This window comes from Lujinxingia vulgaris, from assembly GCF_007997015.1.
Taxonomy (GTDB): domain Bacteria; phylum Myxococcota_A; class Bradymonadia; order Bradymonadales; family Bradymonadaceae; genus Lujinxingia; species Lujinxingia vulgaris.
The window spans coordinates 440661-459994 of record NZ_VOSM01000001.1 but is presented as its reverse complement, the minus strand read 5'-3'; the positions used below and the strand labels follow the sequence as shown (position 1 = coordinate 459994).

Genomic DNA, 19334 nt, shown 5'->3' with positions numbered 1-19334 from the left:
CTGCGGCGCCCACCCGCTGTATAGTAACGCGATGATGCCGCCCCACGACCCAACACACCCGGGGCCCACACGACAACGACCTATGCTTCGAGAGAACCTTGGTTAACCCCCCTGACTCCGAGCAGCCCCTCTCGCTGCTCCAGACCCTGCGCAAGGGTCATTCGCCTTCGCTCGCTCCGGTCCACCAGGTCTTTTGCAACCGCGACCTCAACCTGGCTGAGGTTGAGGCGGTGGGCTTTGATATGGACTACACCCTGGCGCATTACCACCAGGACGCCATCGAGCGCTTAAGCGTGGAAAAAACGCTGGAGCGGCTGGTGTTGGAGCGCGGCTACCCGCGCGAGATCCTCGATTTGAAGGTCCCCACCGACTTCGCCATCCGAGGGTTGGTCGTCGACACGGTGCGCGGAAACATCTTCAAGCTCGACAGCCACCGCTTTGTGGGGCGCGTCTACCACGGCTTTAAAGAGCTGCACGGCGACGACATCATCGAGTACCACACTCAGGCGATGAGCATGACGACCTCGCGCTACGCGCTCGTCGACACGCTCTTTGCGCTGCCGGAGGCCGCCCTCTACGCCACGCTCGTCGACTACCTGGAGCGCACGCGCCCCGGGCAGCGCCACGACTGGCGTCGCCTCTACGAAGACATCCGCTACAGCATTGACCTGGCCCACCGCGACGACTCCATCAAAGATGAGATCATCGCGAATATGGAGCAGTACCTCACCCGCAACCTGGACCTTGCCCACACGCTGCAGCGCCTGCGCAGCGCCGGCAAAAAGCTCTTCGTGCTCACCAACAGCTACGCCCGCTTCACCGAACACGTGATGAGCTACCTGCTCGACGGGCTGCTGCCGCAGCTTCCGCGCTGGCAGGACTACTTCGACATCGTGATCACAGGCGCGTCCAAGCCGGGCTTTTTCACCGACCGTCAGCCCTTTTTGCGCGTCGACGCCAGCGAAGAAGTCAGCGGGGAGGAGTTCGGCCATTTTGAGCCCGGGCAGATGTACCAGGGGGGCAACCTCATCGACTTTCATCGCATGACCGGGTTCCGCCCCGACCGCGTGCTTTATGTCGGCGACCATATCTACGGCGACATCGTGCGCAGCAAGAAGTCGACGGCCTGGCGCACCGCGATGGTGGTGCAGGAGATCGAGGGCGAGCTTTTGCGCACCGATGAGCTGCGCGAGGAGCGCGCGCGCCTCGACGCCATTGAGCATGAGCTGGTGCGTATCAACGAAGAGATCGCCTTTGAGCTCGGGCTCGCCCGTCGGCTCCACGAGCTCGATGTGCCCGATTGCGACGCCGAGGTGCAGGAGGCCTTCGCCGAGATCAAGCGCACCCAGAGCCAACTTCGTGCCCGTCGCCAGGCCATCCTCCAGGAGCTCTGGCAGGTCGAGCGCCAGCTGGAAGGGGAGTTTAATCGCTACTGGGGCTTACTCTTTAAGATGGGCAACGAGAACACCATCCTCGGCGAGCAGATCGAGGTGTACGCCTGCATCTATATGAGTCGCGTGGAGAACCTGGTGCATTACTCGCCGATGCACTACTTCCGCGCGCCGCGACAACCCATGCCCCACGAGCGATCATGAGACCTCTGCGCCTGGCCACTCGTCCCTTCCTCGGCCGCCTGTCGGCCGCGCTCTGTGCGCTGCTCCTGCTGCTCAGCGTGGGCAGCACACCGGCGGCAGCCCAGGGCGCCGAGCGCGTGTTGTGGACCGAGGGTCGAGGTGTGCGCGGCGTGGACCACTCCCCCTTTGTGGAGCTTGTCGAAGAGGTGGGGCCGGCGGTGGTCAGCGTGATGGTGAGTTATGCGCCGGGCACCGGCCCCTCCCACCTGCGCGACTTAAGCTCGGGGCCGGCCCTGGCCCAGGGCTCCGGCTTTGTGATCCACGAAGAAGGTTACGTGTTGACCAACTTCCACGTGATCGACAACGCGTCGAGCGTCGATGTGCGTTTTAGCGATCGGCGCGAGATGTCGGCGCAGGTGGTGGGCGTGGACCAACCCACGGACCTCGCGCTCTTGAAGCTCGAAGGTCATGATGGGACGCTCCCGGTGGCCCCCCTGGGCGATAGCGACGCCTTGAAGGTGGGGGAGTACGTGCTGGCGATCGGCAACCCCCTGGGGCTCAACCATTCGGTGAGCGCGGGCATTGTCAGCGCGCTCGGGCGGCGAAACCTGCCGGTGGAGGGGCGCGAGCAGCAGGGTGACTTCATTCAGACCGACGCGCCCATCAACCCGGGCAACTCCGGCGGTCCGCTGGTGAGCATGACTGGCGAGGTGATTGGCATTAACACCGCCATCAACCGGCAGGGCCAGGGCATCAGCTTTGCGATTCCGATCAACATGGTGAAGACGCTGCTGCCGCAGCTTCAGGACCGCGGCTTTGTCGAGCGCAGCTGGCTGGGGGTGCGCGTGCAAGATTTAGAGCCGATGCTCGCGACGAGCTTCCGGCTGGAGAGCGCCGCCGGCGCGCTCATCACCGAGGTCGTTGAGATGAGCCCCGCCGCGCAAGCCGAGCTTCAAGAGGGCGATGTCATCACCCGCTTCGCCGGCCGCACCATTCTCACCAGCGATGATCTTCCCTGGTACGTCTCCACCACCCCGGCCGGAAGCAGCGTGGAGGTCGAGATCATGCGCGCCGGCCAGCTCCAGAATGTCGAGGTGCAGATGCAGGCCATCCCCGACCAGGAGCGCCCCAGCCTGCCCGGGGCGCCGGCGAGCCTGCCGGCCGACCCGACCAGCCCCAGACGCTTCGGGGTGGAGGTGGCCCCTATGACCGCGCGCCTGGCCCGCCAGGTGCGCGCGCCCGACGAGCGTGGCGTGCTCGTCACCGGCATGAGCGACGACTCGCCAGCGCGCCAGGGTGGCCTGCGTAACCGCGATGTGATTGTCGAGGTGGGCACCACCTCCATCGACTCCCAGGAGAGCTTTGAGCAGGCCGTCGCCGAGCTGAGTGCGGGCGATGTGGTGCGTCTCAAAATCATCCGCCGCGGTCGCTCGGTGTACCTGGCCTTTGAGCGATGAGCTTTCCCCCGGCGATCATTGACACCTGAGCGGCCCGCTCCCTAACATGCGCCGCCCTCAGTGCAGGCCCCCTCCCCCCGGAGCCCTCCTTTGCGTAAGTGGTCGGAACTTTTAGGAAATTCAAGAACGCGACAGGTCTTAACCCAGGCCGTCACCGCTGGCCGTATGCACCACGCCTACCTCTTCAGCGGCCCGACCGGTGTGGGCAAATACACCACCGCGCTGAGTTTTGCGGCCAGCCTCAACTGCCTGGAGCGCTCTGGCGAGGTTCTCGAAGACGCCTGCGGGCGCTGCACGGCCTGCAAACGCATTGAGGCAGGCCAGCATCCGGATGTGCTGGAGATCGCGCCGAGCGGCAACTTCATCAAGATCGACCAGATCCGCGCCATCCAGAAAGCCGCGCTCTCGCCGCCTTATGAGGCGCGCTACCGCGCGGTGATCATTGACCAGGCGCACGCCATGACCGAGGAGGGTGCCAACGCCCTGCTCAAGACGCTCGAAGAGCCCAGCGCGCGCACCCTGCTCTTTTTGATCACCGACCAACCTCATCGCCTGCTCGACACGATCATCAGCCGCTGTCAGCGTCTGCGTTTTGGCGCGCTCAGCGACGAGGAGGTCGCCCGGGCCCTGCCCGACGTGCTGGAAGCTCCGGTCGATGAGGCGCTGCTCAAAGTCGCTGCCGGCTACGGTGAAGGCAGCCTGGGTCGGGCCTACGAGGTCCTGGAGTCGGGCATGCTTGAGCAGCGCGAGGAGCTTCTGGAGGCATTTCTCGCGGTGCCTGCCGACCGCGCCAACCAGTGGCTGGAGACGGCCGAGCGCTTCGGGCGAGGCAACTCCGATCTGGAGGCCCAGCTCGATGTGCTCATCGTGTATTTTCGCGACCTGATGTTGGCCGGGCGCGCCGATCGAGGGCGCGTGATCAACGCCGACCTGATGGCCACCATCGACAAAGGCGTGGAGCGCTTCTCGCTCGATGCCACCCTACGCATCCTCGATACGCTGACCGAGGCCCGCGGGCGTCTTAAACGTAACGTCAACGCCCAGCTGATCGTCGAGGGTGTCCTCGACCAGATCCGTCAGCCCTCCTAACCGCATGTGTCCCGGGACGAAGGCGCGCGAAAGCGCCCACCCGCGCAACGATAGACGACTTCCATGACCACAACGCTTTTTAAGCCTGCCAAAAAGCAGGCGCGCCCCTTCGGCGGAAAGAAGAAACTCTACAACGTGGTGCTGGTGCGATTTCGCATCAGCCAGACCCGCCATGAGGCCGACGCCCGCGAGCTGCAACTTCGCGAAGGCGACCACGTCATCGTCGACACCGAACGCGGCCCCACCCTGGCCGAGATCTGCGGGGTGGTCTCGCGCAAGGTGCTGCCCGCCGACAGTCTCCCCAGGGTGCTGCGCAAGGCCACTGAGGCCGACATCGCCCAGGCCGACAAACACGCCGGCTTTGAGGAGCAGGCCTACCGCTTTGCCATCGGGCGCATTCGCTCGCGCAAGCTGCAGATGAAGCTGATCCGCGCGCAGTACATGCACGACGGCTCCAAGCTGGTCTTCTACTTCAGCGCCGATGGCCGCATCGACTTTCGGGATCTGGTCAAAGATCTGGCCCATAAGTTTCGCACGCGCATCGAGATGCACCAGATTGGCGTGCGCGACGGCGCGCGCATGCTCGGCGGCATCGGGCCCTGCGGGCGCGAGCTCTGCTGCAGCACCTTTCTGGATAACTTCGAGCCGGTCTCGATTCGCATGGCCAAAGATCAGGGGCTGACGCTCAACCCCAAAAAGGTCTCGGGGATGTGCGGGCGACTGATGTGCTGCCTGGTCTACGAGCAGCAGCTCTACCGGCGCATGCGCACCAAACTTCCGCGCGCGGGCAAGATGGTTCGCACCGAGCTCGGGGAGGCGAAGATCCTGGAGGTCGACGTCATCAACCGGCGCGTGATGGTGAGCTTTGCCGACAACAACCGCAAGATGTTGCCGGTCACCGAGATCGAGCTCATCGATCCCAACGTCATCGACCGTGGGGTCGACGGAGCTCAGGAGGACGAGTCAGCGCGTGGGGGCGGTCGCAAGCGCCGGGGCTCCAGCAGCCGGCGTCGCTCGAAGTCGTCGCGCTCCAGCCGACGCTCGCGCGGCTCGAAGTCGTCGCGTTCGGGCTCCAAATCTTCGCGCTCCGGCCGCAATCGGCGCCGAAACTCGCAACGCTCCGAGCAGAAACCTTCGGAAGAGAGCGCCGCGACCGCCTCCGCCAACGCGTCGCAGAGCAACGAGAGCGGCAAGGGCAACGACTCGGGCCGCTCCAAGAAGCGGCGCTCCGGCCGCCGGCGCTCCGGCCGCTCCCGCTCGCAACGCTCGAAAGGCTCCCGCTCCGAGAGCCCCTCGCGTGAGCAACGCGCCCAGGACGGTGGCAACGCCCGGGCCAACAACGCCTCCGGCAAAGACGCCTCCGGCAAAGACGCCACCAAAGCCGGCGGCAATCCCGGCGCCGAGAAGGCCACTGGCGAGCGCTCCTCGAGCAAGCGCCGCTCCAGCCGTCGGCGCGGTCGCAACAAAAAGGGCGGCGATAAGCCCCCCCGCACCGAAGGTGCCACCGAGTCGCCCAAGCCCAAAGGCGACTGAGCCTTGCCAGCGACGCCAACTTCTGGTTCACCCTGCCCTGCTATCTCCGCGCGCCCCTTGATGGGCGCGTGGCGAGATTTGAGCTGATGTTTTCCCAACTGCGTTGAGACTTCTCCCATGTCGAATTTCTACCTGACCACGCCCATCTATTACGTCAACGGCGCGCCGCATATCGGCCACGCCTACACCACGATCATCGCCGACGCCTTTGCGCGTTACCGCCGCCAGAAAGGCGACGAGGTCTTCTTTCTGACCGGCACCGACGAGCACGGACTTAAGATCCAGCGCGCCGCCGAAGATCGCGGCATCAGCCCCCAGCAGATGGTCGACGAGAACTCCGCGCGCTTTCGCGAGCTCTTTGAGCAGCTGCGCCTCACCCACGACCGCTTCATCCGCACCACCGACGCCGACCACAAGAAGACGGTCGCCGAGATGGTCGCACGTATGAAGGCCTCCGGCGACATCTACCTCGACAAGTACGAGGGCTGGTACGCCGCGGCCGACGAGGCCTACTACGACGAGTCGGAGATCGCCGACGGCAAAGCCGTCGCCACCGGCGCCTCGGTGGAGTGGGTCGAAGAAGAGAGCTACTTCTTTAAGTTGAGCAAATACGCCGAGCCCCTGCTCGAGTGGTACCGCTCCAACCCGAACGCCATCACCCCTTCGGGGCGCCGCAATGAGGTGGCGTCTTTTGTGGAGGGCGGGCTTCGCGATCTTTCGATCAGCCGCACGACCTTCTCCTGGGGCATCCCCATGCCGGAGCACCCCGAGCATGTGCTCTACGTGTGGGTCGACGCGCTGACCAACTACATCACCGCGGTGGGCGCCTTTGATGACACCGAGCGTTTTGAGGCCTTCTGGCCGGCCGACATCCACTTTATCGGCAAAGACATCCTGCGCTTTCATGCGGTGTACTGGCCGGCGTTTTTGATGAGCGCGGGCCTTGAGCTGCCAAAACAGATCGTGGCCCACGGTTGGTGGACCAACGACGGCATCAAGATGAGCAAGAGCCTGGGCAACGTCATCGACGCCTTTGAGCTGGCCGAGCGCTACGACCTCGATGTGCTGCGCTACTACCTCCTGCGCGAAATCCCGATTGGCAACGACGGCAACTTCAGCGACGCGCGTGTGGTGGAGCGCAACAACGCGGAGCTTGCCGACAACATCGGCAACCTCGTCAACCGCACCTTCGCGATGGCCGGCAAGTTCATCGGCGGCAGCGTCCCGGCGCCGCGCGACATCACCGAGTCGGAAGATGTGGCGCTGCGCGACGCGGCCTATGCAGCGCGCGACGCCATCGACAAAGCCTTTGAAGATCGCGAGCTGCACCGCGCGCTTGAGCACCTGATGGCCTTCTCCAGTGAGGTCAACAACTACATCCAGCGCACCCAGCCCTGGGCGCTCAACAAGGCTGGCAACACCGAGCGTCTGGAGCAGACCCTCTACAACGCGCTGGAGTCGATCCGCTGGATCGCGCTTCTGGCTGCGCCCTTCACCCCGGACGCCTCGCGTAAGATCCTGGCCGGATTCGGTCAGACCACCGAGGCGCACCTGAGCTTTGATACCTTGAAGACCTGGGCGAACCTCCCCGCCGGCACCCCTCTTGAAGCTCCGGGCGTGCTCTTCGAGAAGCTCGAAGCGCCGGTCGAAGAGGAGGAAAACAGCGAGAAAAGTGCCCCGCAGGATCAAAAATCGGCCAAAAAGGCCAAAAAAGACGAAAAAAAGGTGGAAAAGAGCAAGAAAAGCGACGACAGCGAAAGCACCGGCCTGATCGAGTTTGGCGACTTCACCAAAGTGGAGATTCGCGTCGGCGAGGTCCTCACAGCGGAGAAGGTCGAGGGTGCGGATAAGTTGTTGAAGCTCAGCGCCAACGTCGGCGAAGAGACCCCGCGCACCATTGTGGCGGGCATCGCCAAATCCTTTGCGCCGGAAGAGCTCGTGGGGCTGCGCGTGGCGATGGTCACCAACCTCAAGCCCGCCAAACTCTTTGGCATCAAGAGCGAGGCGATGATCCTGGCGGCGAAGACCACCGACGGCAAACTCGCGCTGGCGCGTTACGACGAGCGCGTTGAGGTGGGCACGCGCATCAGCTAAGGCGCGTTGTTTGCAACAAAGGGAGGCGCTTTGACGCCCACACTGGCCCATATCGCCAACTCAGAGGCTCGCCACCGCGAGCTTCTGCGTATTCTGGAGCAGGAGCAGGGCTCGCCGGCCGATCGGCGCGCGCTCTTGCTGATCTGCCTCGATGATCCCTACCCGCCCGTGCGCCAGGACGCGGCGCGCGGGCTGGGTGCGCTGATGAGCGAGGAGGTCATCGAGGTGCTGGTCCACCTTGCGCGCGGGCAGGCCCCACCTCCCCAAACCCTTGCCTCGCTGGCGCTGCCGGATGGCGCGCTGGACTGGCAGAGCGCGCGCGCTGCGGTCGCCGCGCTCGCTGCGTTGCGATTTACCCCACAGGTCGATCGGAGCGCGGCGGTGGCCGCCGAGCTGCTCGATGATGCGCGCGACGATGTGCGTTTCCAGGCGCTTCTGACCCTCTACCGCCTCGCGCCCGAGCACCCGGCGATTGAGGAAAAACTCGAAGCGCTGCTCTCTGATCCGGACGCCGAGCTCGCGTCCAGCGCCGCGCAGATCGCCGTGGAGTTGAGGCGCGCCGAGATGTTGCCGGCGCTTCTGCAGAGCTGGCAGGGCGCGCGTGGGCCGGCGCGACAGGCGCTGGCGGTGGCCGTCGCCGAGCTGGTCGATGCCAGCGAGCTAAGCCCGGAGTCTTTGCCCGAGGCCAGCCGGAGCGCGGTGGTCGAGGAACTCACCTCGATGCTTCGCGATGAAGCCTGGATAGCCCAGGCCTCCCGCGCCCTGGCGATGCTTGATGGCCAGGCCGCCCGCGAGGCTTTGCACGCGGTGATCGCGCGCTGGTTTGCCCACCCCCTGCTCAAGCTCGACGCGGCCGCAGCCCTCATTGAGCTGGGTGATGCGCGCGGTGAGGCGCACCTTGCAGCATCGTTAAACGCGCGCCGCAATGACGTGCGCGGCTACGCGCTGCGTCTGGTGGGCGTCAAACGCCTGGGGCAGCACCTCGATCACCTGCTGCAGCTTGCGAAGACCTCGGATTATCACGCCGACACCGCTGTTTTAGCCCTGGCCGACTTCGGCGGCGAGGCCGCCACCGAGGCGCTGCGCGAGGTTGCGCAGCACCACGCCGATGCCGAACTTCGCGAGCTTGCCCGCGCCGGGCTTGAACTTGGCCACTCCCCTGAACCCATCGCCCCTCGACACGCCCGGCCCGACGCCGACGTCGACGGCGCGCCCTGAACCTCCCCTGTGAGACTTTTTATGGATACGCCCAGACTCTTTGATACCCACGCCCACCTGGACTTCCCGGCCATCTTCGAGAACCTCGACGAGATCCTTGCCAGGGGCCGCGAGCTGGGTCTTCAGCGGGTGGTCTCGATCGGGGCGAGCCGCGGGCTCGGCTCGAACTTCCGGGCGCTGGAGATCGCGCGCCGCTACGACTTCATCCGCTGCACCGCCGGCATCCACCCCCACGACGCGGCGATGTGCACCGACGAGGTCTTTGAGACCATCGCCACCGAGCTCGCGCGTCTTCCCGAGGTCGTGGCCATTGGCGAGAGCGGGCTGGATTATTATTACGACAAGGCCCCGCGCGAGGTGCAGATCGACGTCTTCCGACGCTTCCTGGAGCTCGCCAACGAGGTTGAAAAACCCATCGTCATTCACAGCCGCGACGCCGAGGAAGACACCGTGCGCCTGCTGCGCGAGACCGACACCACCGGCGGCATCCTGCACTGCTTCACCGGCTCGCAGAAGATGGCCGACGAGGTGCTGGAGCGCGACTTCTACGTCTCGTTTTCGGGGATTGTGACCTTTAAGAGCGCGCGCAACCTGCTCGACGTCGTCAAAAACGTCCCTCTGGATCGACTGCTCATCGAGACCGACTCGCCCTACCTGGCGCCGGTGCCCTACCGGGGCAAGAGCAACCAGCCGGGTTACGTGCGCCACACCGCCGAGGTGATCGCCGAGGCCCGCGGCATCGCGCTCAACGAGCTGGCCGAGGCCACCTTTGAGAACGCCTGCCGCGTCTACAACTGGCCGGCTGACTGAGGCCGAAGTTCGCTAAATTCGGGGGGATCAGGGCTGCCCGGACGACTTCTTGAGCACGTCTGGCGAGAGGGCCTGCATCGCCGGGCGCGTGGCCTCGGCGAGCTTGGCCTTGCCGGCGGCGGTGAACTCCGCCCACATGGTCTGGCCACCGTCCATCTCGGGGAAGATGCCGTTGAAGGCCCCCTTATCGATGTAGATCACGCCGATGGGCTCGGAGTCGATGGCGCGCCCCAGAATCGAGGCGCTTACGTCCGCGGGGGTGGCCATGTAGATTTTGCGCATCAGGTCGCTGCAGCGGTGCACCCAGACCGAACGGCGTTTGGCCACTGCCCCCTGAACTGCGCCCTTCCCTGCCGACGCGGCGCGCGAGGCGTTATGCGCGCCGCTGCGGGCTTCGGCCACATCGCGCATGACCTGCTTGTACATCTTCTCCACAAACTCGCGTTCGCCGCTGAGCTCCAGGGTGATGCCGCCAAAGTCAAAATGAAAGTGGGTCGTGTCGCTCTTCGACATGCGCGCTGGCCTTGCGTCGGGGGCTGCAGTTGAGGGGGCTCCACGGCGATGATGCCCCGCGCGGCCGCCGGGATCAACCCCCCGCGCGTGGGTGGCGCTCCCGAAGAGAGGTCGGTGGGCTGCGCGGTTGGCGCACTTCGGGGGATCGTCTACACTTCGTTGCGTTAAGCCTCACCCCTCCTTTCCCCCGCCCGGAGTGCAGCCTTGCGTAGCTTTGACATCATCGGAGGCGTGGTCGTGGTCGCCTGGCTTGCGGCGACGGCGGTCTTTGCGCTGGGCGCCTCCGAGGAGGCCCAGGCCATCGGCTCGGGCGCGTTTGATCTGGAAGAAGGCGTCACATTCATCACCCTCCAACAGGGCGACGATGACCGCGGCGTGATTCGCGAAGAGCGCACTCGCCTGGTCGAAGGCTGGCTTGTGGAGACGAGCGCGTACGCGACCTTCGCGATCATGGGCCAACTTCAGGGGGTGCACCTCGACTCGAAGGTCTCACTCGACGACGATCTTCGCCTGCGCTCGGCCTCTGGCGAGGTGGAGGCGTTTGGGATGCACCTGCGCGCGCTGGCGCAGTACACCGGCGAAGCCTTTGATGTGACGCTTTACCTCGATGGGGAACAGGAGCGCTTTACGATCCCGCTGGAAAAGCCGCCGGAGCTTGTGGGCCACGCCATCCCGCGCCTGCTGGCCAGTGGCGAGCTTGAGCCGGGCGCGACGTATGCGCAGGACTTCATCGACCCGATGACGCTGGCCCCCACCGATCTCTCGCTGCGCTATGTTGGCGAGGAGACCATTCGCCACTTTGGCGAGGAGGTGGAGGTGCATCGTTTTGTGCAGGCGATTGGCTCGCAGTACCTCGATGTGCTGGTGGACGGGCGTGGCGAAGTGGTGCAGCAGGGCTTCCCCTTCCGCATTCGCGGAAGCCGTCTACCGGAGGCGCTGGCGACGACCTACTACCGGCGCGCTCAGGAGGCGTTTGAAGAGGCGCCCAAAGAGCGGCCGGACTTTCTCAAGGGCATCGACACGGGCGACCTGCTCACGATGGCGAGTTATCTGGGCGGCGGTCAGGTCGAGGCGCTCACCGGCGCGGAGACGACCTCGGAGCTCAACCTGCGCGAAGTTGGCCTGCGGGGCCTCGATGATCGCAGTGAGCTTGACCTGGAGTCGCCCCGACAGCGGGTGATGCTGGAGACCGACGAGGAGCTCGTCATTCAGGTCGGGCCCTTAAACCCGCATTGGGCTGGCGAGGCGTGGAGCGAAGCGCCGGAGGTGGCGCTTTTTGACACCCTTCCCGCCGCGATTGAGGCGATGGCGCAGGCCCTCGCTACCGACGATAGAGAGCAACACCGCCGAGCGCTGGCCGGGCTCTGCACGCTGCGCGACGGCGCGCGCTCGGTGGCCTGGCCCAAGGCGGGTGATGACGCGCAAAACGCGCCATCTCTGGAAGATCGTCAGAACAGGCTGCTGGCCGCTGACGCAGCGCTGCCGGCCACGCAGCCTCAGGACTGCCTGGCGGCTGTGCACCTGGCCGCAAAGAGCGCCGGCCATGACGTGCGCCTGGCCCACGGGCTCAACTTCGGCACCGAGGGTTTTCTGGGGCCGCGCGTCTGGCTGGTGGCCATCCGCGAAGATGGCACCCGCTATGAGATCGACCCGCTTCGCGCCGGCCCCCTCGGCGCCGACCACCTGCAGATTTTCTTAAGCCCCACGCTCGATGTGACGCGCCTCTTCACCCTCTTTGAGCAGGCCGAGGTGGCCGGCGGCTGAGCCTGCCCTCTTCTGTGTTTTCCCCTGTGCGACTTCTTTGCGAGAGCCTCATGAGCACCGATCCAGCAGCAGCCTCGACCATCCCTGAAAGCTCGCCAGACGACACGATCGTGCGGGTGCGCGGGCTGCACAAAAAATACGGCGACTTCACCGCCGTCGACCACATTGACCTGGATGTTCCCCGTGGCGAGGTCTTCGGGGTGCTGGGCCCAAACGGTGCGGGCAAGACCACCACGCTGCGCATGATCACGGGCCTCATCGCCCCGGACCGTGGCGATGTTGTGATCGACGGCCATGACCTTGGCCGCGAGCCGGTCAACGCGCGTCGGGTGACGGGCTTTATCCCCGACCGCCCCTACGTCTACGACAAGCTCACGACGCTGGAGTACCTGCGCTTTATCGGCGGGCTCTACAAGATGAAGGCCAACCACGTGGCCGATCGCATCGATGAGCTCCTCACGCTTTTCGGGCTCAAAGAGTGGGCTGACAGCCTCATTGAGAGCTTTTCGCACGGCATGAAGCAGCGCCTGGTCTTCTGCGGTGCGCTGCTTCCGGAGCCTTCGGTGCTGGTGGTCGATGAGCCGATGGTCGGGCTCGACCCGCGCGGCCATCGCCTGATTAAGAGCCTCTTTCGGGAGCTCGTGGCCGACAAGAAGATGTCGATTCTGCTCTCCACCCACACGCTTGAAGTAGCCGAGGAGGTCTGCGACCGCATCGTGATCATCAACCACGGGCGCATCGTGGCGCGCGGCTCGCTGGGCGAACTTCGCCTGGAGTCGGGGCAGACCGACGGCAACCTCGAGCAGGTCTTTTTGCGCATCACCGAAGAGTCGCAGGCCGAGCGCGACCAGGCCGTCGCCGAGCGCTTCGGGCATGAGCCGGGGGAGCGGTCGTGATTCTCGATCTTATCGGCATCAAACTCCGCATGGTGCGCGGCACGCTGCGCTCCGATGAGGGCCGGCTGCGCGGGCCTTTCTTTGCGATCTTGAGCCTGATGTTTGCCGCAGCGCTCTTTCGCTCCGGCTATTTCATCGTGACGCAGTCGTTGATGCTGGAGCCTGTTGGCGAGCTCCTGGTCCAGCGCCTGCTGGCGATCACGCTGCTGGTGTTTTTCGGGCTGCTGGTCTTCAGCAACATCGTCACCTCCTTTAGCTCCTTTTATCTGGCCGACGATCTCGAGTTCTTGATGGCCCAGCCGATCCCCAGAGACGCGATGTTCACCTCGCGTTTTCTGGAGGCGATGCTGCAGTCGAGCTGGGTGATCATTCTCTTCGGGGTGCCGCTCTTCTCGGCGATTGGCTACGGGATGGGGGCGCATTGGACGTTCTACCCCTACCTGGTGCTGGTGCTGATCCCCTTTGTGGCCATCCCTACCGGGCTGGCGTCGATTCTGGCGCTACTGGTGACCAACATCCTGGCGGCCAACCGCACCCGTGATGCCGCGCTCTTCTTCGGGCTTGTGGGCTTTGCCACGCTCTTTGTGGTCATTCGCTCGGTGCAGCCCGAGCGCCTGCTCAACCCGGAGAGTTTTGACTCCATTGGCGAGTTGATGCGGCTCCTCTCGGTGCCGACGACGTCGTATTTGCCGAGCGACTGGGTCATCAACATGCTCGCGCCGATGCTCTTTGGCACGCGCGGTCAGTGGATGTGGTCGGCGACCTTTCTGGGGCTTACGCCGCTGGCGCTCTACTTCATCTCGGCCTGGCTGCACCGCCCGCTCTACTTTCGGGGTTACACCAAGACCCAGGAGGGGCGTCACGGGGGCGGGCTGATGACGATCGCGCGCAACTGGGCGGTGGAGCGCTCCCGGCGTGCCGGCGGCGATTATGCCGAGCGTATGGCGAAGTTGCGTGCGCTGGGTGAGCAGCCCCTCTCGTCGCTCAGGGCGTTGATTCATAAAGACCAGGCCGTCTTTATGCGGGACGCCAGCCAGTGGTCGCAGCTCTTGATCGTGGTGGCGATCATCGTCATCTACCTGGTGAACTTTAAGTATTTTGAGATCGCCGCCAACGAGGCGCTGCTGGGCGATGTGGGGCTCTCCTTCTTCAACCTCGCTGCGTGCAGCTTTGTGACGGTGACGCTCTGCGGGCGTTTTCTCTTTCCGGCGGTCAGCGTGGAGGGGCGCAGCTTCTGGCTGATCTTGCAGGCGCCGATCTCATTGGAGCGTTTTCTGGTGGGCAAGTGGCTCGGCAGTCTGGCGCCGATTGTGATCATCGGACAGCTCTTGATCTGGTCATCAAACCTGCTGGTGGGCACGCCTCTGCTGACGTGTGTTTTGAGCGGGATTCAGATCCTGGTCATCACGGTGATCTGCGCGGCGGTGGCCGTGGGGATGGGCGCGCTCTACCCGCAGTTTCATAACCCGAACGCGGCGAAGATCGCGTCGAGCTTCGGGGCGGTGATCTTTATGATCTCGTGCATCTTTTTGACCTTGATGCTGCTGGGGATGTGGTTCTATCCCTCCATGGCCATCACCCAACCCGAGCGTTTTGGGACGATCAGCTTCGGGCTGTGGGCATTTGCGGTGCTGGGCATTGTGATTGCGGCGTTTACGCCTGTGATCGCGCTTAAGGCCGGCGCAGGCTCGTTGCGCGCGCGCTTCTAACGATCTTCTTACGCAGTACGGACACCCCATGAGCACGCCCCCTCGCCAGACGCCGGCCCGCATCAAGCTGGCCGCAGCGCTCTTTCCCGCCGCGCTCACTCTGGCGCTGCTGGGACTAAGCCTGATGCGCCACGACGCCACCTGGTGGCGGGTGGCCTACGGGCGGTTGATTTCGGCCTTTGGGCGCATCCCCGACAAAGAGCTTCTGGTGTTCACCGCCCCCGATGGTGCGGGCTGGCTGGATACGAGCTGGCTGGCCAGCGTGGCGATCTTCCGGCTGGTGGACTTAGGCGGCATTGAGGCGGCGATGGTCACCCGCAGTGCGCTGGTGGCGCTCGCGGTGGCGATGGTGGGGTGGGCCGCAGCCGAACGCAGCCCACGCCCCAAAACGTTTCTCAACGTGGCGTGGCTGGGGGTGCCGGCGGCGGTGTTTTTCTCGGCGGTGGGGCCCGAATCTCTGGCGCTACCGATCGCCACGCTCGGGCTCATCGCCGCCACACGCGCGTTGACCTCACCCCGCCCCGGCCTGCTGGCCACGATCGTGATGAGCGCGAGCGCCTTCGCGCTGGTCAACCTCGCGCTCCCGGCAGCTTTGGTGATGATGGCCACCTCCCTTGCGGTGGGTGCCTATGCCTTGCGCACCGGCGCGAAGCTCGGCGCGGCGGTGGCTTTCGCCGGCGCGCTTGTTGCGCCGCTGGCAAGCCCGCTGGGCTTTGGGGTGCTGGTGCATCTTTCTAAAAGTCCCGCGCTGCCTACCCGGCTGCCAGGGCCGCTCAGCGTGACCCTGTCGCTGAGCACCGGGGCGGTGGGGCTGGCGTTGTGGGCGCGCCACGCCCGCGCCACACAGATGCTCTTTGCTCAAGCCGCGGCACTCGCCATCCCGGCCTTTTTGCTGACGCTGTGGGCGAGCCTGATGCCGGCGATGATGCCGCTGCAACATCTGGCGCTGGTGCTCTTGCTCGCGCCGGCCATCGTGCCGCCCGAGCGTTTTGAACTTCGTCGTCCGACGCTCGCGCTGCTCGCCTCGCTCGTGCTGCTCGCTGCCGCCGTGCTCACCCAGCCCGCGCTGCCCTGGCACGCCGACCTGACCACCCGCGTTCACGCTGACGCTCGCCAGGCCATCCCGATGCGCGGCGTCGTCCCCGACACCACGCCGCTGGCCTGCGGTGAGCTGTTGCGCCGCGCCGGAAAAGAGCTGCGCGTCTTCAACGATCCCACCCTGGCCGGCTATCTGGCCTATGCGCTGTGGCGGCCCGAGCGCATTGAGCCCATCCTCTACACCGACACGCGCGACCTGAGCACCGAGACCTCCATGAAGCTCTATGAGCTCGCGCGCGAGCAGCCGATTTTGCGGGGCGTCGCGCAGCAGGAAAACATCAACGCCGCGGTGATTCGCCCCGACCACCACCCGGCCACCTTCGACGATCTTTACTCCGACCCCACCTGGGCCCTGCTCGCCGGCGATCGGGACCAACCCGTGGCGTGTTTTCTCAAGGCTGCGCCGGCCTATCCGGGCACCTGGGTGATGCCGTGAAAATGCACCCTTCACACCTGCCCGCTGCACAGCCGTCATCACGTCGTGGCACCTGGCCCCGCATGCACGCCACACTGACCTTCTTCGCCGCCCTGCTTATCAGCGCTCCGGCCGCAGCGCAGGCCCCCGCCAGCTGGCTCGATGCCTGGCAGCCCATCGAGCGTCTGGAGGTGCGTCGCCTGGTGGAGACGCGCGTCGAGGGTCGCGGTGGCGAGGATCATCTGCGCGTCTGCGAGGTCAGTTTTGAGGTGGAGGTCGACGCGCGCGGGCTCATCCTTCGTCCACAACACGACGATGCGCTCTTTGAGCCGGTGCTCGATCCGGTGCTTTTCCCCGAGCGCGTTGAGCGCCTGGGCTGTCTTGTGCCCACGCTGCGCGTCGACGCCGGCGGTCGTGTGCGCGCCGCCGACGCCGAGGCGATCGCGCAGAGGGTGCGCAACCTCTTTGAGCGCTTCATCGCCGCCCAGCCCGGAAAAGATGAGCAGGAGCGCGTACGAGCGCGCACCCGAAGCAGCCTGCAGAGCCTCTCTGAGGCCGCACTCCAGGCCAGCGCCGAGACCTGGTGGTCGATGCTGGGAGCGCGCCACTCCGACTTCGCCACCTCAACGCTTGAGCCCACCCCCTGCCTGATGCCCTCGCCGGCCACGACCTCTTGCACCCAGGTGCAGAGCGAGGAGGTCGTCGACCTGACCCGCTCCATGGCGCAGATGTACCAGGGCGCGGGCTTTCGCCTGGAGCGAGCGCTGGCCAACCAGCAGGCCACCGTGCGTTTTCGCTCCGATCAGGCGCCTCCCACCAGCTATGTTCGACGCATCCGCCAGGCCCAGGATCTCGTGCACCGCTACACCGACGAGAAGGCGCGGATCACCGCGACAAACCTGGAGTTTCTTCAGATCCACGTGGTGCGCTGACCTCTTTTTAAGAACCTCTCGCAACGATCTTCGCGTCATGCACTGACTTCGGATGCTGCGTCGGCGTGTTTACCTTTCGTTGGAGGGGCATGGGGGCACTGCGAGCGCGGGCACCTGACGCCGGCTTGCTCGCCCCTGTTGAAACACCCGAGACGATTGGGGGGGGACGGTGAACGCGCCGATCCCGAACGGTGAACCACGCGACGGCGAGGTATGCGATGCATGAAGAACCCGAGGGGCTGGGGCCGCAGGAGAGACGACGACTGATTGGCTGGATGATCATCGCCCTGACCTGGCTCCTGCTTGCCGGCGTCAGCCACGCCCAGGCCCAGTCCCCCCCTGACGATGCACAGGCCAGTGCCGATGACGCCACCGCTCCGGAGCCCGGCGAGCTGCGCTGCTTTACCTGCACCGAGAACTGTGAGGCGCAGGGCGTGGCCGAGGGCGAACGCGTCTGCACCGGCGCCGAAGGTCTTATTGAGCCCATCCCATCCTCGACGCCCGAGGGCAGCGCGATGGCCCGCCCTGCGACCTCGGCCCCATCCTCAGCGCCTGTGAATGTGTCCGTGATCCCCTGGCGCTGGCGTCCGCGCGTCGACGCGCTCGTCACCACGCTCCCTGTCGCTCCCGACCGCCTGCAGCGCCAACTTTCCGGCGATCTCAAAGCGATGAGCGCCTGCCTCAATCCCCGCTCCTACCGCCCCGAGCCGGCGATGCTGGTTGAGCTGCGCGTCTCCGCAGATGGCCACCCGCTGGCGGTGCACGGCACGCCTAAAGAGATGGCCACCACCGACGCGCGTTGCATGCTCAAACGACTCTGGAACGTGAGTTTTGAGCTCCCCGCTGAGCCCGACTTAAGCCAGCCCGAAGCTCCGGTCTACACGCTGAGCTACCGACTGGACTTTGAGCTCGTGGCCACCGAAACCAAACGCGAGCCGGCCTCCCCCGTGCTCATCGAGGGTTTCCGCTGGCAGGGTAGCCCCGCCGGCGCGGAGACCTCGCTTCCCGCCCCGCTTGCCCGCCAGGCCGGCGCGCTGGGCGTCTGCGCCGAGCAGCTTCGCTCGCAACTTCCCCTCGATCTGATCGTGGCCGAGGTCGAGATGCGCTGGCCCACCACCCCGACCGATGGCCCCGCGCGCCCCTCGGCCATTGACCTCACCCTGAGCAATGAGACCGGCCCCGAGCATCCCTCCGGCGAGGCGCTCCAGTGCATGCAAGAGGCGCTGTTGGGCTGGGAGCTTCCCGCCGACGAAGTCGGCGGCCAGGGCCGGGCTAACTTCTATGTGACCATTCGCCCCGAGGGTTGGATCGGCGCCCGGTAGGTCGGTGCATAGCAGCACGCGCCACGGCTGCCAGAGCGCCCTGCCCGCTCAGGCGCCGCGGCCGCTGGCGCGAACTTCGTAAGGATTGCGCACCCGGGCCTATCTGACATCACGACGAGCGTTGCGCTGCGCCGCCGCGTTATGCCAGATTTGCGCCTTCCCCCTGCTCGGAGCGCGCGATGTTAGACGTCTTCATGGAAACCTTCGGCCTGAACAGCATTCAGGTCTTTTTGATCCTTTTCATTTTGCTGATGTGCGCCGTCGTCGTCCTCTTCGCGCTGATCATCGAGCATATGGCCAAATCAGCCTGGACCAACGCTGGTGAGGCGATGGGACTCAAGCTGAGCGGCGACTCCCTGAAGAATTATCGGCTCGAAGGAACCCACCAGGGCGTTGCGCTCCAGATCGTGGCGCGCCATGAGAGCGAGACGGTTCGAACACATAACTCCTCGAGAACCGTTCGGGCCTACTTTGTCGGTGTCAACGTGGCATTGAGCCCGGCCTGGCAGCACTTCGGTCGCGTTCATAAAAAGAAGCCGGCAACGCTTCATGAAGACAACGCCCCGGGCATCTTCAGCGCGCTTTCACCTAATCGATTCGATGACGAGCTGAGCATCCACCTCGAAGACAAGGGCGTAATGCGGCGCATCTTCGCCGACCCGGAGGTGCGAGAAGCCCTGCTGAAGACGAGCACGAAGGCGGGAGACCTCAAGATCTTCAACGGCACGCTCTTCATCGAGCATAAAAAGCGGGTGCTCGACGCTGACCTTCTCAAGGGTTATGTCGACGACGCGATCACCCTGGCAAAACTTCTGGAGAGCCGCGTGGCCAGCGTCCAGACGAACCCGGGCGCCGCTCCCGCCGTGGCATCGGCACCGCTCGATGAGCGCGTGACGTACTGGTGAGGCGC

15 protein-coding genes are annotated in these 19334 nt (G+C 65.3%); 14 read left to right on the top strand and 1 reads right to left on the bottom strand.

Features of this window, described 5'->3' with window-relative positions; all coding sequences use genetic code 11:
- Nucleotides 1-98 precede the first annotated feature (98 nt).
- From FRC98_RS01820 to FRC98_RS01790, 7 genes are all read left to right on the top strand, one after another.
- Nucleotides 99-1595: an HAD-IG family 5'-nucleotidase gene (locus FRC98_RS01820; RefSeq protein ID WP_146979596.1), complete on the top strand. Its 1497-nt coding sequence runs from the start codon at nt 99-101 to the stop codon at nt 1593-1595.
- Entirely contained in the window at nt 1592-3031 is a 1440-nt protein-coding gene (locus FRC98_RS01815) for a trypsin-like peptidase domain-containing protein (RefSeq protein WP_146979595.1), read from the top strand. Before FRC98_RS01820 ends, FRC98_RS01815 begins: the two co-directional genes overlap by 4 nt.
- Before the next feature lie 60 nt (nt 3032-3091).
- Nucleotides 3092-4120: a DNA polymerase III subunit delta' gene (holB, locus tag FRC98_RS01810; RefSeq protein ID WP_283809631.1), complete on the top strand. Its 1029-nt coding sequence runs from the start codon at nt 3092-3094 to the stop codon at nt 4118-4120.
- A 63-nt stretch (nt 4121-4183) separates the two neighbouring features.
- Entirely contained in the window at nt 4184-5653 is a 1470-nt protein-coding gene (locus FRC98_RS01805) for a PSP1 domain-containing protein (RefSeq protein ID WP_146979593.1), read from the top strand.
- A gap of 117 nt (nt 5654-5770) precedes the next feature.
- Nucleotides 5771-7747, top strand: a complete 1977-nt coding sequence (gene metG, locus FRC98_RS01800) for a methionine--tRNA ligase (protein ID WP_146979592.1) — start codon at nt 5771-5773, stop codon at nt 7745-7747.
- Between the two features lie 30 nt (nt 7748-7777).
- Entirely contained in the window at nt 7778-8965 is a 1188-nt protein-coding gene (locus tag FRC98_RS01795) for a hypothetical protein (protein WP_146979591.1), read from the top strand.
- A 21-nt stretch (nt 8966-8986) separates the two neighbouring features.
- Nucleotides 8987-9775: a TatD family hydrolase gene (locus FRC98_RS01790; RefSeq protein ID WP_146979590.1), complete on the top strand. Its 789-nt coding sequence runs from the start codon at nt 8987-8989 to the stop codon at nt 9773-9775.
- A gap of 27 nt (nt 9776-9802) precedes the next feature.
- On the opposite strand, the gene FRC98_RS01785 is transcribed toward FRC98_RS01790, so the two are convergent.
- Nucleotides 9803-10288 carry a hypothetical protein gene (locus tag FRC98_RS01785; RefSeq protein ID WP_146979589.1) on the bottom strand — a complete coding sequence of 162 codons (486 nt, stop codon included), beginning with the start codon at nt 10286-10288 and terminating at the stop codon, nt 9803-9805.
- 204 nt (nt 10289-10492) lie between these two features.
- On the opposite strand from FRC98_RS01785, the gene FRC98_RS01780 reads away from it, so the two are divergent.
- From FRC98_RS01780 to FRC98_RS01750, 7 genes are all read left to right on the top strand, one after another.
- Nucleotides 10493-12052, top strand: coding sequence for a hypothetical protein (locus FRC98_RS01780; protein ID WP_146979588.1), 1560 nt, complete (start codon nt 10493-10495; stop codon nt 12050-12052).
- A 50-nt stretch (nt 12053-12102) separates the two neighbouring features.
- On the top strand, nt 12103-12948 hold the full coding sequence (locus FRC98_RS01775; RefSeq protein WP_230467173.1) for an ABC transporter ATP-binding protein: 846 nt from the start codon (nt 12103-12105) through the stop codon (nt 12946-12948).
- Complete coding sequence (locus FRC98_RS01770; RefSeq protein ID WP_146979587.1) at nt 12945-14657, top strand: putative ABC transporter permease subunit; 1713 nt, start codon at nt 12945-12947, stop codon at nt 14655-14657. Before FRC98_RS01775 ends, FRC98_RS01770 begins: the two co-directional genes overlap by 4 nt.
- A 28-nt stretch (nt 14658-14685) precedes the next feature.
- Nucleotides 14686-16191 carry a hypothetical protein gene (locus tag FRC98_RS01765; protein ID WP_146979586.1) on the top strand — a complete coding sequence of 502 codons (1506 nt, stop codon included), beginning with the start codon at nt 14686-14688 and terminating at the stop codon, nt 16189-16191.
- Between the two features lie 62 nt (nt 16192-16253).
- Nucleotides 16254-17102, top strand: a complete 849-nt coding sequence (locus tag FRC98_RS01760; protein ID WP_146979585.1) for a hypothetical protein — start codon at nt 16254-16256, stop codon at nt 17100-17102.
- Nucleotides 17103-17320: 218 nt separating this feature from the next.
- Entirely contained in the window at nt 17321-18424 is a 1104-nt protein-coding gene (locus FRC98_RS01755; protein ID WP_146979584.1) for a hypothetical protein, read from the top strand.
- 179 nt (nt 18425-18603) lie between these two features.
- Nucleotides 18604-19329: a hypothetical protein gene (locus FRC98_RS01750; protein WP_146979583.1), complete on the top strand. Its 726-nt coding sequence runs from the start codon at nt 18604-18606 to the stop codon at nt 19327-19329.
- Nucleotides 19330-19334: the final 5 nt, after the last annotated feature.

Excerpts from the sequence above, each read along its gene's own strand:
- FRC98_RS01815 (WP_146979595.1), top strand. The coding sequence starts at position 1,592 with ATGAGACCTCTGCGCCTGGCCACTCGTCCCTTCCTCGGCCGCCTGTCG.
- FRC98_RS01805 (WP_146979593.1), top strand. The coding sequence starts at position 4,184 with ATGACCACAACGCTTTTTAAGCCTGCCAAAAAGCAGGCGCGCCCCTTC.
- metG (WP_146979592.1), top strand. The coding sequence starts at position 5,771 with ATGTCGAATTTCTACCTGACCACGCCCATCTATTACGTCAACGGCGCG.
- FRC98_RS01790 (WP_146979590.1), top strand. The coding sequence starts at position 8,987 with ATGGATACGCCCAGACTCTTTGATACCCACGCCCACCTGGACTTCCCG.
- FRC98_RS01785 (WP_146979589.1), bottom strand. The coding sequence starts at position 10,288 with ATGTCGAAGAGCGACACGACCCACTTTCATTTTGACTTTGGCGGCATC.
- FRC98_RS01775 (WP_230467173.1), top strand. The coding sequence starts at position 12,103 with ATGAGCACCGATCCAGCAGCAGCCTCGACCATCCCTGAAAGCTCGCCA.
- FRC98_RS01765 (WP_146979586.1), top strand. The coding sequence starts at position 14,686 with ATGAGCACGCCCCCTCGCCAGACGCCGGCCCGCATCAAGCTGGCCGCA.
- FRC98_RS01760 (WP_146979585.1), top strand. The coding sequence starts at position 16,254 with ATGCACGCCACACTGACCTTCTTCGCCGCCCTGCTTATCAGCGCTCCG.
- FRC98_RS01755 (WP_146979584.1), top strand. The coding sequence starts at position 17,321 with ATGCATGAAGAACCCGAGGGGCTGGGGCCGCAGGAGAGACGACGACTG.
- FRC98_RS01750 (WP_146979583.1), top strand. The coding sequence starts at position 18,604 with ATGTTAGACGTCTTCATGGAAACCTTCGGCCTGAACAGCATTCAGGTC.